15 protein-coding genes are annotated in these 14,000 nt (G+C 70.5%); 4 read left to right on the top strand and 11 right to left on the bottom strand.

Annotated elements, in window-relative coordinates:
• The first annotated feature begins 24 nt into the window (after positions 1–24).
• The 3 genes from Strain318_RS10150 to Strain318_RS10140 all read left to right on the top strand — a co-directional run bounded on the left by Strain318_RS10150 (position 25) and on the right by Strain318_RS10140 (position 3,311).
• Positions 25–411 carry a DUF2946 family protein gene (locus Strain318_RS10150; RefSeq protein WP_367885587.1) on the top strand — a complete coding sequence of 129 codons (387 nt, stop codon included), beginning with the start codon at positions 25–27 and terminating at the stop codon, positions 409–411.
• Positions 412–498: 87 nt separating this feature from the next.
• Entirely contained in the window at positions 499–2,769 is a 2,271-nt protein-coding gene (locus tag Strain318_RS10145; protein ID WP_367887951.1) for a TonB-dependent receptor, read from the top strand.
• Between the two features lie 74 nt (positions 2,770–2,843).
• Complete coding sequence (locus Strain318_RS10140) at positions 2,844–3,311, top strand: hypothetical protein (RefSeq protein WP_367885585.1); 468 nt, start codon at positions 2,844–2,846, stop codon at positions 3,309–3,311.
• On the opposite strand, the gene Strain318_RS10135 is transcribed toward Strain318_RS10140, so the two are convergent.
• Genes Strain318_RS10135 through Strain318_RS10085 form a run of 11 tightly spaced genes read right to left on the bottom strand, consistent with a single transcriptional unit; the run spans position 3,308 to position 12,704 of the window.
• Positions 3,308–4,525, bottom strand: a complete 1,218-nt coding sequence (locus tag Strain318_RS10135) for a murein hydrolase activator EnvC family protein (RefSeq protein WP_367885584.1) — start codon at positions 4,523–4,525, stop codon at positions 3,308–3,310. The genes Strain318_RS10140 and Strain318_RS10135 overlap by 4 nt on opposite strands.
• A gap of 8 nt (positions 4,526–4,533) precedes the next feature.
• Entirely contained in the window at positions 4,534–5,382 is an 849-nt protein-coding gene (locus Strain318_RS10130; RefSeq protein WP_367885583.1) for a cell division protein FtsX, read from the bottom strand.
• Entirely contained in the window at positions 5,379–6,065 is a 687-nt protein-coding gene (gene ftsE / locus Strain318_RS10125) for a cell division ATP-binding protein FtsE (protein ID WP_367885582.1), read from the bottom strand. Before ftsE ends, Strain318_RS10130 begins: the two co-directional genes overlap by 4 nt.
• 3 nt (positions 6,066–6,068) lie before the next feature.
• Positions 6,069–7,226 (bottom strand): trans-sulfuration enzyme family protein, encoded by a 1,158-nt coding sequence (locus Strain318_RS10120; protein ID WP_367885581.1) that lies wholly within the window; start codon positions 7,224–7,226, stop codon positions 6,069–6,071.
• A gap of 16 nt (positions 7,227–7,242) precedes the next feature.
• Complete coding sequence (locus Strain318_RS10115; RefSeq protein WP_367885580.1) at positions 7,243–7,545, bottom strand: molybdopterin dinucleotide binding domain-containing protein; 303 nt, start codon at positions 7,543–7,545, stop codon at positions 7,243–7,245.
• Positions 7,545–8,099 (bottom strand): hypothetical protein, encoded by a 555-nt coding sequence (locus Strain318_RS10110; RefSeq protein WP_367885579.1) that lies wholly within the window; start codon positions 8,097–8,099, stop codon positions 7,545–7,547. Before Strain318_RS10110 ends, Strain318_RS10115 begins: the two co-directional genes overlap by 1 nt.
• Positions 8,096–8,989: an ATP-binding protein gene (locus tag Strain318_RS10105; protein ID WP_367885578.1), complete on the bottom strand. Its 894-nt coding sequence runs from the start codon at positions 8,987–8,989 to the stop codon at positions 8,096–8,098. The genes Strain318_RS10110 and Strain318_RS10105 overlap by 4 nt, the downstream gene beginning before the upstream one ends.
• Positions 8,986–9,939 carry a carbohydrate kinase family protein gene (locus tag Strain318_RS10100; RefSeq protein WP_367885577.1) on the bottom strand — a complete coding sequence of 318 codons (954 nt, stop codon included), beginning with the start codon at positions 9,937–9,939 and terminating at the stop codon, positions 8,986–8,988. Before Strain318_RS10100 ends, Strain318_RS10105 begins: the two co-directional genes overlap by 4 nt.
• Entirely contained in the window at positions 9,936–10,937 is a 1,002-nt protein-coding gene (locus tag Strain318_RS10095; RefSeq protein ID WP_367885576.1) for an ROK family protein, read from the bottom strand. The genes Strain318_RS10100 and Strain318_RS10095 overlap by 4 nt, the downstream gene beginning before the upstream one ends.
• Before the next feature lie 8 nt (positions 10,938–10,945).
• Positions 10,946–12,127: a glycosyltransferase family 4 protein gene (locus Strain318_RS10090; protein ID WP_367885575.1), complete on the bottom strand. Its 1,182-nt coding sequence runs from the start codon at positions 12,125–12,127 to the stop codon at positions 10,946–10,948.
• Between the two features lie 4 nt (positions 12,128–12,131).
• Complete coding sequence (locus Strain318_RS10085; RefSeq protein WP_367885574.1) at positions 12,132–12,704, bottom strand: hypothetical protein; 573 nt, start codon at positions 12,702–12,704, stop codon at positions 12,132–12,134.
• A gap of 114 nt (positions 12,705–12,818) precedes the next feature.
• Here Strain318_RS10085 and Strain318_RS10080 point away from each other — a divergent pair, with 114 nt between their 5' ends.
• Positions 12,819–13,982 carry a hypothetical protein gene (locus Strain318_RS10080; protein WP_367885573.1) on the top strand — a complete coding sequence of 388 codons (1,164 nt, stop codon included), beginning with the start codon at positions 12,819–12,821 and terminating at the stop codon, positions 13,980–13,982.
• Positions 13,983–14,000 lie beyond the last annotated feature (18 nt).

The following is a 14,000-nucleotide window of genomic DNA, read 5'->3' as shown; positions in this document are numbered from 1 at the left end:
CCCGTGCGACTACCCATTCAAGCCGTGACCACCGCCCTCCGCGCCCCCTCCCGCCAGCCCCGCCACTCGCGGGGTGCCTTGGGGCGCGTCCTGGCCGGCCTCTGGCTTGTGCTGCAAGTGTTCGTGGTCGCGGCGGCACCGGTGGCCGACGGCTTGGTGGACCACGGTGATGCAGTCGTGGTGCACATGGAGGACGCCGATGGCGGGCCGTGCCCCGCATCCCACGGCCCCGAAGCCTGCGACCTGTGCCAGTTGGCCCACGGCATGCGCGGCCTCGCGGGGCAGTCGAAGGCGCTCACGGTGCCTACCGTCGCGCGGGTGTCCGCGCTGCCGGTCAGCCGTGTCACCCACCCAGTCGCCTTCGAGTTCCTCGAGGGTCACTCCTCCCGAGCCCCACCGGCCCTCGGTTGAGTTGAGCGTCGCGCCCCCGAAGGGGCGTGACTGAGTCGTACCGTGGACGCCATCCGGGCCTCCACTCAACCGTCATCTCGGATACTCATGGACCGCCAGTTCCTGGCGATGCGCGCGGCGTTCGCTGCCGCATGCCTCCTCCTCACGACCGCCCCCCTCGTGGCGCAGACGGCGCATGTCGTCGGCCGCGTCGAGGACGCGGCGACCGGCACGCCGCTTCCGGCTGCCGTGGTGCGGCTCGTCGAGCTGCATCGTGAGGCGCGCAGCCACGAGGACGGCTCGTTCACGCTCGGGGCGGTGCTGCCCGGTCGCTATCAGCTGACGGTGCAGCGCATCGGTTACCGCAGCGTCACGCGCGTGGTCGAGGTGCGAGTCGGCATGGACTCGCTGCGCATTCCCATGACGGCCTCGCCGCTGCAGTTGGGCGCGACGGTCGTCACGGGCCAGGTGTCGGAGCGCGGAGCGGCGGACGCGATCAGTCCCGCGAACGTGCTGGCCGATGCGCGGCTCGACCGCGTCCTCGACGGCACGGTCGCGGCGACGATTCGCGGGACGCCCGGCGTCGCCATGGCGTCGATGGGCCCGGCGACCGCTCGGCCAGTCATCCGCGGCTTGAGCGGCGACCGCGTCCTGGTGCTTGAAGACGGCCAGCGCCCGGGCGACCTCTCGAGTTCTTCCATGGATCACGCGGTGGCGGTCGAAGCCCTCACCGCGCGCAAGGTCGAGGTCGTCCGCGGCCCGATGTCGCTGCTCTACGGCTCGAGCGCATTGGGCGGCGTGGTGAACGTGATCCGCCAAGAAGTCCCGTCGGTGGCGCTCGAGCACCTGCACGGCGGCATGAGCGTGCAGGCGAGCTCAGTGAACGACGGCGGCACGGTCGGCGGCTACGCCGAGTTCCCGCTGGCAGGGTTCTCCGTGCGCGCTGAGGGGAGCGGACGCTTGGCCGGCGACCTGCGCACGCCGGTGGGGCGCTTGGTGAACACCGGTGTGGTCAGCTCTGGCGCGGCGCTGGGCGTGTCGAAGGTGGGCGACTGGGGCTACAGCGGCCTGAGTTACCGCTTCTATGGAAACGAGTACGGCATCCCGGGGGGCTTCGTCGGCGCGCATCCCGGCGGCGTGGACATCCGCATGTTCCGCCACACGTTGCGCAGCGAGACCGACTGGCACCCGCGCACGGGCCGCTTCGAGAGCGTCAAGGCGACCGCGACGTTCACGGCGTACGAGCACGATGAACTGACGGCGAGCGGGAACGTCGGGACGGCCTTCGATCAGACGCAGGGTACCTTCGAGCTGGTCGCGCGTCACGCGCACACCGGCATTGCCGAAGGCGGTGTGGTCGGGATGCGCGCCCAGTACCGCGACATCGCGCCATTCGGCGCCAACCGCTCGACGCGGACGGCCGACTGGTCGTTCGCGGGATTCGTCATCGAGGAGTTCGGGGCGGGGCCACTGCGGGCGCAGGCCGGGTTGCGCTACGACCTCGCGCGGTTCGTGCCGCTCGAGGACCGCAACATCGTCGTGCAGAACGACACCTTGCCGGTCGCGCCGCGGACCTTCGGCAGCGTGAGCGCGTCCCTCGGCGCGATCTACAGCTGGACGAACGGCATCAAGGTCGGCGCGAGCGTCAGCCGATCGTACCGCACGCCGGATTTCAACGAGCTCTACTCCGACGGCCCGCACCTCGCGGCGTACTCGTACGACGTCGGCGACCCGCGCAACAACCAGGAGACGGGCGTCGGCGCGGACCTGTTCCTGCGCATCGATCGCACGCGCGTGCGCGGCGAGATCGCCGCGTTCGCGAATCAGATGCAGGGCTATCTGTTTCCCCGCAACACGGGCGAGCTGGGCCGCGTGGGCGAGCGCTGGAAGTTCCAGTTCACCAACGAGGACGCCACGCTCGTTGGCGCCGAGGGCGAGGTCGAGCTCACGCTCGCCGAGCATTTCGTGCTGGAGGCCACCGCGAGCTACGTGCAGGGCACCATCGCCGGCGCGCGTGACAGCATCCCGGCCTCGCCGGGCCAGCCGGCGCGCCTCGAGTCGCGCTTCCTGCCGCTGATGCCGCCGCTCAATGGGCGGCTCGGCCTCCGCCACGAGACGCCACAGTGGTCGTACGGCGCGGGCCTGCGCCTCGCCGCGCGCCAGACGTCGCTCGGCGACTTCGAGACCGAGACGCCGGGCTATGCCACCGTCGACCTCAACGTGGGCCGTCGCTTCGTGATCGGTTCGCGCCTGCACAGCCTCACGCTGCGTATCGACAACCTGCTCAACGCCGAGATCCGCGAGCACCTCTCGCGGACGAAGGAGATCATCCCCGAGGCGGGGCGCAATGTCGCCCTGCTGTATCGGGTGCAGTTCTGAAGCCTGTTGTTCCCCTGGCGGCCGCATGGGGCGGCCGTCGCATCCGTCACACCATTCGTTGGAGAATATTCGCGATGCTTCAGTTGTCCCGTCACGCCCGCCGTGCCGCGCTGCTCGTGCTGTCCGCCTTCGCCCTCGCTGCCTGCAGCGATGACAAGGATGACCACGAGGTCGAAGTCGACTTCATGCGCATTACGGCCGGTGCCCAGCAGGTGATGGTCAACAGCACGGGCGCCGTCACGGGCGGTCCGCTCACGTTGCAGGCCGGTGTCGCGCGCTCGATCACCGTCGATTTCCTCAAGGCCGACATGACCAGCGACGCGCTCGAGGACGAGGCGGACGAGTTCCAGGTGGCACTCACGCTGCCGGCCGGCGTGACGTTCACGCGCACGGGTCCGTTCGCGGGCACGTTGACGGCCTCGGCGGCCGGCTCGTACAACGTCTCGTTCGCGCTGCTGCACGTCGAGGAGAACCACGAGGACTTCGGGCCGTTCGCGGTGCCGGTCAGCGTGAGCGCCGCGGCCGTCGCGGTGCAGCGTTAACGCGGCTGGCGCCTTAGCCAGTCGAGCGGATCCACTGCCCGGCCGCCGTTGGGCCGGATCTCGAAGTGCAGACGGGGGGGCAGGTCGGGATCGGCCTGCCCCACCGTCCCGAGGGTCTGGCCCTTGGTGACGCGGCCGCCGCGGCGCACGTGCACTTCCTGCAGCGAGGCGTACATCGAGTAGGCGCCGCCGCCATGCTGCACGATCATCGTCAGGCCGTAGGTGCCGGCCTGCTCGGCGAACACCACCTCGCCCTCGGCGATGGCCTTCACCGGGGTGCCCGCCGGCGCCGAGATGCCGATCCCGTTCCAGGTGATGCTGGTGTTGTTCGGATTCACCACGCGGCCGTAGCGATACACGATGCTGCCTTCCACCGGCCAGTCGAGGCGTCCGAGGTCGGCCGTGGTCAGGGCGCTGGCGCTGGGCGCGGCGCCTGAGCGCGCCGCCGCCGCTTCCGCACGCCGCCGCGATTCCTCGAGGGCGGTGATCACGTTCGTGAGCCGCTGTTCGTCGCGCGAGATCTGCTGAAGCCGCTGCTGCGCGGTGCGCTGCTGGGCCTCGATCTGCGCCAGCGTCCGGCCGCGCTGCAGTTCGAGCCGACGGAGGCGCTGCTCCTCCTCGGCCTTCTCGCGACGGTTCATCTCGACGTCGCCCTGCAAGCGCACCAGCATGGCGCGCTGCTCGGAGATCTGGCGATTCAACTGCTCCACGCGCTGCACCAATGAGCGGTCGCGCTGCGCCGCGAGGTGCAGGTACTTGTAGCGGGCCACGAGCGACCCGAAGCTCTCGGCCGAGAGCAGGGCTTCGAGCGTGTACAGCGGCCCGCGCTTGTAGATCTCCTGCACGCGCCGCGTCAGCACGGCCCGCTTGATGAACAGCTCGTCCTGCGTGCGGACCAGCGACGCATTGACGTTCTCGACCTCGTTGTAGAGCGTGCCGAGCTGCGAATCGAGCGAGCGCACGACGCGCGCGGTGGCCTGCGCCTGACGCTCCAGGTTCTGCCGTTCGGCGGCGACGTTCTGGGCATTGCGCTGGTAGTCGCGCATGCGCTGCTCGAGCGTGCGCCGCTCCTGGCGCAGCCGTTCGAGTTCGAGTTGCTGCTCGCGGATACGCTCCGTGGACTGCTGCGCCGACGGCGGCAGGGCGGGGCGCTGCTGGCCGTCCAGCCCGGCGGGCAAGGCGCACAGGACGAGCGCGAGTGCCAGCCGCCTCACGCCCACCGTCAGACCTTCCGCAGGTGCCGCCCGACAGACACCGCGCTGCCGAGCAGGCCGATGCCGGCGCCGGCGACGATGCCCGCGAGCGCGATCGGCGCATCGAAGAACTGCACCTGCATCACCCAGCGGCCGGAGACCTGCACCGCGACCCAGGTGAGCAGCAGCGCGAACAATCCGCCGAGCGTGCCCTTGATCGCGCCCTCGACCAGGAACGGCGCCCGGATGAACCCGTCCGTCGCGCCGACGAGGCGCATGATCACGATCTCGCGGCTGCGGGCGAGCACCGCCATGCGGATCGTCGAGCCGATGATGATGATCGAGACCAGCGCGAACGTGATGCCGAGCGCGAGCCCGGCGCCGGTCGCGATGTTGCGCAGGCGGTAGAGGTTGCGCACCCACTCCTCGCCGTAGCGTACGTCGTCGATGAAGTCGTAGTTCTCGAGGCGCTTGGCCACGCGGGCCACCGTCTCGGGGTCGCGGAAGCCCGGCTTGAGCCGTACCTCGATGCTCGACGGCAGCAGGCCCTCCTCGAACACGTCGGTGAACTCGCGCAGTTCGCGGCGCGCGCGCTCCAGCGCCTGCGCCTCGGTGACGAGGCGCACCTGCGCCACCTCGGGGAACAGGGCGACGTCGTCGACGGCCGCGCTCGAGGCTTCGGGCGGCGTCCCCGCGGCGACGAAGCCGCGTACCTCCACGCGGTCCTCCACCTGCTGCAGCGCCTGCCGCAGGTTGAGCGCGACGAGGCCGAACAGGCCGAAGGCGAACAGCGAGAACGCGATGGTCGTGATGGACAGCATCGAGAGCATCGGCGCGCGCTCGAAAGCCCGCAGGGCTTCGCGGATGGCGAGTCTCATCCCTGCGCTCCCGGGTCATCGGCGGCGGAGTCGAACACCAACCGCCCCCGATTCAGTTCGAGCGTGCGGAAGCCCGCATCGCGCACGAGCGTGAGGTCGTGCGTGGCCATGAGCACCGCGGTGCCGGAGGCGTTGATGTCGCGCAGCAGTTGGAAGATGCCGCGCGTGGAGCGTTCGTCGAGGTTGCCCGTCGGTTCGTCGGCGAGCAACACCAGCGGATCGTTCACGAGCGCGCGGGCGATCGCCACGCGCTGCTGCTCGCCGCCCGAGAGTTCGTGCGGCAACGCCGTGGACTTGCTGGCCAGGCCCACCTGCGTGAGCGCGCGGGCCACCTTCGGCCCGATCTGCGTCTGCGGCGTGCCCGTCACCTCGAGCGCGAAGGCCACGTTCTGCTCCGCCGTGCGGTCCTCGAGCAGCCGGAAATCCTGGAACACGACGCCGAGGCGGCGGCGCAGCCGCGGGATCTCGCGGCGCGAGAGCGTGACGGAGCTCTTCCCGTCGACGCGCACCTCGCCGCTCGACGGCCGTTCGGCCACGTAGACCAATTTCAGGATGGTGCTCTTGCCGGCACCCGAGGGGCCCGTGAGGAACGCGAACTCACCGCGGCGGAGACTGAACGACACCTCCTCGAGGGCCGGCCCGCCGCGCGGGTACTGCTTGGAAACCTTGGTGAATCGGATCATCGATTACTTGAGGGCCTGCTCGAGGTCGGCGATGAGGTCCTCCGCCGACTCGAGCCCGATGCTGAAGCGCAGGAAGCCATCGGGGATGCCGATGGCCGCGCGCTCGGCGGGCGTCATCTTCGCATGCGAGGTGAAGCGCGGCTCGCTCACGAGCGTGTCCACCCCGCCAAGCGATGGTGCATGAGTGACGAGTCTGAGGCGCTTGAGGAAACGGTCCGCGGCCTTTCCGCCGCCCTTCAGTTCCAGCGCCAGCATGCCGCCGTAGCCATCGAGGATGTCCTTGGCGATCTCGTGGTCCGGGTGCGACTTGAGGCCGGGGTAATGCACCTGCACGACCTCCTTGCGCTTCTCGGCCCAGAGCGCGACCTGCATCGCCGTCTCGTTCGAGCGCTGCACGCGCACGTCGAGCGTCTTCAGGCCGCGCTCGAGCAGCCAGCAGGCGAAGGGATCGGGCGTCTGGCCCCAGAGCATCTCCTTCTGGAGCACTTCCTCGATGTACGGCTCGGAGCCGAGCACCGCGCCCATCAGCACGTCGTGGTGGCCGTTGAGGTACTTGGTGGCCGAGTGGATGACGACGTCGGCCCCGTGCTCGAGCGGGCGGAAGTTGATGGGGCTGGCGAAGGTCGAGTCGACGACGAGCGCGATCCCGGAGTTGCGCGTGAGGAACGAGATCGGCCGGAGGTCGAGCACGCGGCAGGTGGGGTTCACCGGCGTCTCGAGGAAGATGGCCCGCGTCTCCTTGCGGATGTTCTTGCGCCAGACGCGGGGCTCCCAGGGATCGACGAGCTGCACGTCGATGCCCATGCGGACGAACTCCTCAATGAACAGGCGATGCGTGCCGCCATAGATGTACTGCGACGCCAGGAGGTGGTCCCCCGGCCGCAGCAGCGCGAGCAGCGCGCAAGCGGTGGCCGCCATGCCGCTCGAGAGCAGCAGCGAGGCCTCGGCGCCCTCGAGCAGCGCGAGGCGCTTCTGCACGCGCGCCGCATTCGGCGTGTTGCCGTAGCGCGTGTAGAGCAGCCCCTCGCCGGTGCCGGGCTTCTGCAGGTGGTTGACGCTCTGGACGAGCGGTTCGACGACGGCATCGCCGTGCGCGTGGGCCTCGCGGGCGCCGTGAATCGCGAGCGTCGCGAGGGAGGGCTTCTTCGACTTGGGAGGCATCCGCGGACCTAGGCGCTCAGGCGAGGTTCTTGGTGAGGACGGGGCGGTGGTCCACGTCCATCTTCACGAGCTTGACGATCTCGGTGATGGCGACGCCGGCGAGGTCGCGCACGACGATCCCGCCCTTCGGCAGCGAGTCGTCATACGCCACGGGCGCGAGTTCGTGGCGCCGGGGCCCGTACACCCACACGAGTTCGCCGTCGTCGATGAGGCGCATGCGGGCGTCCTCGGGCCGGATGCGCACCAGCGGGCCCCGCTCCGCGTCGCCGCGACGCGAGGCCACGTAGCCCACCACCTGCAACGGCTGGAACGCCCGCATCAGGCCACGGCCCCGAGCGGCACGAAGCGATCGGCCTCGCGGCGCAGCAGGCGACGGCGCGCCAGGCGCTCGAGCATCTCCTGGCAGGTCTCGCAGGCAAGGCCCACTTCTTCGGCGACGGCGTCCGCGAGTGCGGCGCCATGGCGCATCACGGTCTCCCAACAATGCCGCTCCTTCTCCGTCACCGCGCCGACCAAACGGACCTCGGCGTTCGGCAGCTGCACGACGAGGGCGAGCTCGTGCACCTCAAGCACGGCCTCGATGATCTCGAGGTGGTGCTCGGCGATGCCGCGCAGCAGCAGGTAGCCGTCCTTCGACGGATGGTCCGCCGTGAGCGGCAGCATGAGCTTCGAGAGGATCTCGTCGGCGCAGGAGCGGTCGAGCAGGCCGATGTGCGAGAAGTCGAGCACGGCGACGCTGCCGTCGGCGAGGTCGGCGATGCGATGCTCAATCACCGTGCGCACGAGCTGCCCGGTGCGCCGCGTGACGAGATCGGAGTACGGCTGCTGGCTGCCTTCCTGCAACGCGGAGCGCACGTCGATGTTCGGCGTCACGATCCCTCCGCCCGTTCCGGGATGATGATCTGCAGCTGCGCGCCCACAAACGCCGGCAGGCCGTCCTCGCGCGCGGGGGAGTCGTCCCAAGGAGGGACGATTGTGACCCGCGAAGTGCCACTGCGGATGCTCAGGCGGCCGTCGTGCCGGTGCACGTAGCCCTTGATGCCACGGATGCCCTGGCCGCGGCCGGGCTCCGTATGGCGGCTGTAGCCATTCGTGACAGCCGCCTCGAGGGCCTCGCCGTCGCCCCAGCGGTCGCCGGCCAGCGCACGCACCCGCGTCGTGGACAGCGATTGGCGGAAGCCTTGGCCGGCGTCGGCCACGGCAATCACCACCACCTGCCGTCCGACGCGCCGCTTGGCCCAATTGTAGACCTGCACGCCCACCCAGCCGCCGCGCCCCGCGTGTTCCACGATGTTCTGGCAGGCCTCCGACAGCGAGACCGTGAAGCCCATGGTCGCGCGCGTCTCGAGCTTCAGCTTGTTCGTCAGGATGTGCGTCGCGCGGTCCTTCACGCGCTCCACCACCGTGTGCACGTCCTCGCTCTTGGCGATCGGCGTGACCTCGAGCACGGTGTCCGAATCCTGGTGCACGCGGCCCTTGGGCACCGTGCCGCGCATCGTGAACAGCTCCTCCGCGTAGCGGAAGAACGACGAGCGCGACCAGTACGACTTCACCTCGTCATCGGCCGGCGGCGCGAAGTCGGCCTTTTCGGCGCGGGACTGCGCCAGGCAGAGCAAGCCGGTGAGACCGTAGGGCGTCGCGAACCGCGTGTGCCGCGCGTCGACGAGGAGCTTGGCGTCGGCCGGCAGGGGCGCCACCTGTTCGAGCACTTGCTCGAAGCTCTGCTCGTCGAGGGACGCGGGTACGGTGATGACGGCGGTCACGGCGCGTGCAGCTCTCCCCGGAGGTGATGGGCGAGGCCGGACGCCCCGCGGTGCTCGACGTTGCGCGCCGCCGCCTCGACGGCGCGGCGCATCGCAACCTCTAAGGTATCACCCGCGACGGCACGGGAGAAATAGGTCGCGCCCCAGACGTCGCCGCAGCCCGTGGGATCGCCGGGCCCGTCGACGCGCGCCACCGCGGCCGGCACCAGCGCGGTGCGCAGCGGACGCCCCGCGCCCGCATCCTCGAAATACACTACGCCGCGCTTGCCCATGGTGACGAACAGCGTCCGCACGCCGTGGCTGAGCGCCTTGGCCGCCAACGCCAGCGGGTCGGGCGCGAGCATCGCGACCTCGTCCTCGTTCACCTGCAACACGTCGAAGCAGGCACACCAGGCCTCGACCTCGGGGATCTGCCGCCACGTGCGCAGCCCGTTCGGCTCGAGCGCCAGGGTGAGCGAGTGCAGGTCGCAGTAGATCGGTCCCTTGAAGTGCTGGCGGACGAGCTGCGCCGTCTCGAGATCCAGCTCGAAGCCGCTGATGAGGTTGATGTACAGCGCGTCGATGTTGCGCAGCAGCGGCTGCAGGCCGGCCCAGGTCCAGCCGGGCACGCCGCCGCTCAGCACCTCGCTGCGGCGCTCGTCGGAGTGGTAGCGCAGCTCGACACGGTTGTTGCGGTAGGGGACCTCGACGGGATGCGCGTCGGGCGCGAGGTGCCGCAGCGTCCGGAGGAACTGCCGTGCCTGCGGGGCGAGGTCGCTGCCCACCTTCACGATCGGCACCAACTCCCAATCGTCGGGCAGTGCCGCATCGCAGGCGGAGAGCGCGTAGGTGATGCCGCCCCATTCCTCGACCGGTGCGCTGCGCACGTCGCGGCCGTGGATCACGTCCCAGACGAAGCTGCCAATGACTCCGAGGCGGCGCTTGGGTGCGCGCGCCGGCGCAGCGGTCACATCAACCCCTGCTGCTGCGCGAAGGTCGCGATGGCGCCCACGACGCCTGCCTTGCCCTGCAGCGAGCCCGGCACGATGCGGCAGGCGTCCACGGCGGGCTTGAAGGCGCGCCGGCGCACTTCGGCACGCATCGGCTCGAAGAGCGCGTCGCCGGCCTGCGTGACGCCGCCGGCGAGCACCACCGTATCCGGATTGAAGATGTTGAGCAGGTTCGCCACGCCCGCACCCAGCAGCCGCGCCGTCTCGCGCACGACTTCCAGGGCGAGCCGGTCGCCTTCGCGGGCCGCTTGGTACACCAGCGCCGCGGTGAGTCGCGAGAGGTCGCCGCCGACCAGCGCCGGCATGCTGCTCGGCTCGCCGCCGGCCAGCGCCTCGCGCGCGCGCTCGGCGATCGCCGGCCCCGAGGCGTACGCCTCAAGGCAGCCGTAGTTGCCGCAGCCGCAGCGCCGGCCCGTCGAGTCGATCGTCGCGTGGCCGAGCTCGCCGGCCACGTCGCTCGCGCCGTGATAGAGCCGGCCATCGAGGATCAGGCCGCCGCCGATGCCGGTGCCAATCGTGAGCCCCACGACGTTGCGTCCGCCCTGCGCCGCGCCCCGCCACCACTCGCCGAGCGTCGCGCAGTTGGCATCGTTGTCGAGCGTTGCGGGGAGGCCGACGGCTTCACTCACCCGGTCGCGCAGGGGGAAGTCGCGCCAGCCCAGGTTGGGCGTGAAGATGACCAGGCCGCGCTCGCGATCTAACGGGCCCGGCGATCCGATGCCGACGCCAAGCAGCGCGTCGCGCGACGCCCCTGTGGCGGCCATCGTCTCGGCCGCCACGCGTTCGATGAGCTGCACGATGCGCTCCACCACCGCGTCGGCGCCCATCGCGGCCCGCGTCGGGATCTCGTGCATGCCGAACTCGCGCGTGCCGTCCACGCTCATCGCGCCAACCACGATGTTCGTGCCGCCGAGGTCGACGCCGAGGATGTAGCGGTCGTGGGGAGCGCTGCGGGCCATGCCGAAAACTAGCGGGCCGTGATCGGCCCCGCGCCGCGCGCCACCGCCGTGCGGATCACCGCATGCACCTCGGCGAAGTTCCTCGGCTCATCGTGCCGTGCGCCCTCGACGGCCGCCGCGGCGCCGACCCTCGCGCGGAATGCGTCGTCGGCCAGTTGCCGGATGGCGCCGATGATCGCCTCGTCGCGCGCGGGATCGACCACGAGGCCGGATTCGCCGTTGACGATCAACTCCGCCGCGCCCACGTAGGGCGTCGTCACCACCGGCAGCCCACTGGCCATCGCCTCCAGCGAGACGAAGCCGAACGAATCGTGCCACGAGAGGTGCAACAGCGCGTCGGCTGCGGCGTGCGCGTGCAGCGACGGCCGCACGTCACCCGCGAACGTGACCTGCCGCTCGAGGCCCAGCGACCGCACCAGGCGCCGGGCCTTGCGGCGCTGCGGTTCGCCGGTGCCCTTGCCCGCGACCAGCAGGTGCACCGGCCGGCCGAGCGGGCCGAGCCGCGGCAGGACCTGCAGCATCTGCCACAGGCCCTTGAGTCGGAAGTTGTGGCCGAGGAAGAGCAGGCAGAGCGCCTCCGGGGGGATCTGCCAACGCGCCCGCATCTCGTCGCGCAGCGCGAGCCGCCGTGCGGGTGTGTACTCCTCGGTGTCCACGGCATTGTGCACCACGTGCACGTGCTCGGGCGGGATGCGGTAGCTGCCAAGGATCTGGTCGCGCATGTATCCGGACTGCGCGATGACGTCGGGGAAGGGCCGATGCCCCTCATAGAACTGGCGCTCCCAATGCATGTCGGCCAGCGTCCACGGCAGCGCACGAATGGCTTTCCGCATCCCGTACTCGAGCGGGTTGCGGAACGAGCGCAGCTTCTGGAGATACTGCTCGGTGCCGTAGGCCGCCCGCAGCACGTTGGCCCGGATGCCGCGGAAGGGACGCGAGCGCTCTGGGTTGAGCAGCAGCGCATCGAGGGCGAGGTCCTGCACGGCGCCGCGAACGGCGCTCGCCGTGTGCCGATGCCAGTCGTGCACGTGGGTCCCTGCAGGCGCCTCGGGCGCGGCCTTCTGCGGCAGGACGGTCATGTAGTGCACGTCGTGCCCGCGCTGGGCGAGCCAGCTGCCGAGCCGCCACAGGTAGCGCTGCTGCCCCGGACCCTGCGGGGGCACCACGCGCATGTCGATCCCGATGCGCACGCCGCTACCGGAAGCGGTAGTGGCGCATCGAGCCGGCCTGGGTGACGAAGCGCGTGGGGCCGAGGAAGTGGTCGGCGGTCTCGCGCTCGACGGCGCGATGGCAGTCATGCACGAACACGTCGGCGCCGCTCTTCGCGGCCAGCACCGAGGCGGTGTAGACGCTCTTCATGCGTCCGGGCGCCTTCCAGTTCGTCCCGCGCGGCGCGTCCACCAGGATCACGTCCCACGGAGTCTCGAGCACGTCCCGGGGGAGCTCGCGCAGGAACAGGCGTTCGGGCGACATCCGCTTGAGCAGCGGCCACATGAAGCGCCGCGTCCAGCCGTAGGACAGGTCGTGGACGATGGCCGTCGGCGAGGCTTGGCGCGAGAAGTCCGCCCACCGCTTCACGTTTTCGAGGAAGACCGTCGTGCCGCCGCGATTCACGTCGAGCCACAAGGGCGTGTCGCGGCCGACGCCGAACACCAGCATGCGGCAGGGCACGCGCTGGGCGAGGACGCGGTACACGATGGTGTATTCCTCGACCGTGGCCTGGCCGGGGTTGCTGGCGACGAGTGCGGCGATGGCGGCGTCCGACATGGCGCGAAAGCTACCGGTGCCGTTCCGACGCGACAATGTGACCTGCGTCCGTGGCGACTGGCGCCGCGACGATTCATATTCTGGCGGCTCGACTCACACTCTTTCGGAGGTCCGATGTCCCGCGTGCGTGGCTCGCTGGTTTCCTTGATGACCCTTGCCGCGGTGGGTCTCGCGCCGGCTCCCTTGGCCGCCCAGGCGAGTCGCACGGCGAACGCGCCGGCGCAGGGACTGCGGCCGATTCGCCTCGGCCAGGATGTCGCCGGGACGCTCGCCGCCACCGATCCGGCGCTCAGCGGCCGCGGTCCCTTCCACGCCTACCGCTTCACGGCGCGCGCCGACAAGCGCTACGTCATCACGATGACCGCGCCCGATTTCGACGCGTTGGTCACCGTGATGCGCGAGGTCGGCGGCCTCACGGACCAGATCGCCAGCGATGACGACGGCGGTGGCGGCACCGACGCGCGCCTGCGCTTCCGTCCGCCGGCCGCCGGCTCGTACATCGTCGTCGCGCAGGCGCTGTCGGAGGACACGCGTGGCGCGTACACCCTGCGCATCGAGGAGACCGATCCGCCGGTTGCGCCGAAGGCCCGCGAGATCGGCGTCGGCCAGTCGGTGCAGGGGACCATCAGCAATGAATCGGCCGTCGACGACGAGGAGGGGTTCCCCTTCGACCTGTACGCGCTCAGCGGCAGTGGGCAGCGCGTGCGCATCGTGATGCGCTCCGGCGAGTTCGACACCTTCCTCAGGCTGTCGAAGGTGACGGACTCCGGCGAGGAGGAAGTCGCCACCGATGACGACGGCGCCGGCGGCACCGATTCGCGGATTTCCGTGCTGCTCGACGGCCGCTACCGCGTGTACGCGCGCCCGCTCTCCAACAGCGACCGCGGCGGCTACACGCTGTCCGTCGAGGAGGCAGTGCCGGTGGCCGTCGTGCAGCGCCCGATCCGTGCCGGCCAGACCGTCGAGGGCGAACTCAGCTCCGGCGATCCCGAGCTGGATGAGGGCGGCTACTTCCATGAGTACGTGATTGACGCCGCTGCCGGTGACGAGCTGCGCCTCACGCTGCGCTCCGGCGAGTTCGATTCGTTCCTGCGCTGGGGCACCAAGAGCGGTGACGCGTTCACCGAGATCAGCTCCGACGACGACGGCGGCGGCGAGCTCGACTCGCAGCTCACGGTCCGCGTCAGCACGGCCGGCCGCTATGTCATCCGCGTGTCGTCGTTGGGTTCGGGCTCGGTCGGTCCCTACTCGCTCAGCGTGGAGCGCGTCGGTCGCTAAGCCGCCGTCGGCGAACGC

This window comes from Pseudogemmatithrix spongiicola (genome assembly GCF_030623445.1).
Taxonomy (GTDB): domain Bacteria; phylum Gemmatimonadota; class Gemmatimonadetes; order Gemmatimonadales; family Gemmatimonadaceae; genus Pseudogemmatithrix; species Pseudogemmatithrix spongiicola.
The sequence above is the reverse complement of the archived record's forward strand: the minus strand, read 5'-3'. Positions and strand labels throughout refer to the sequence as shown.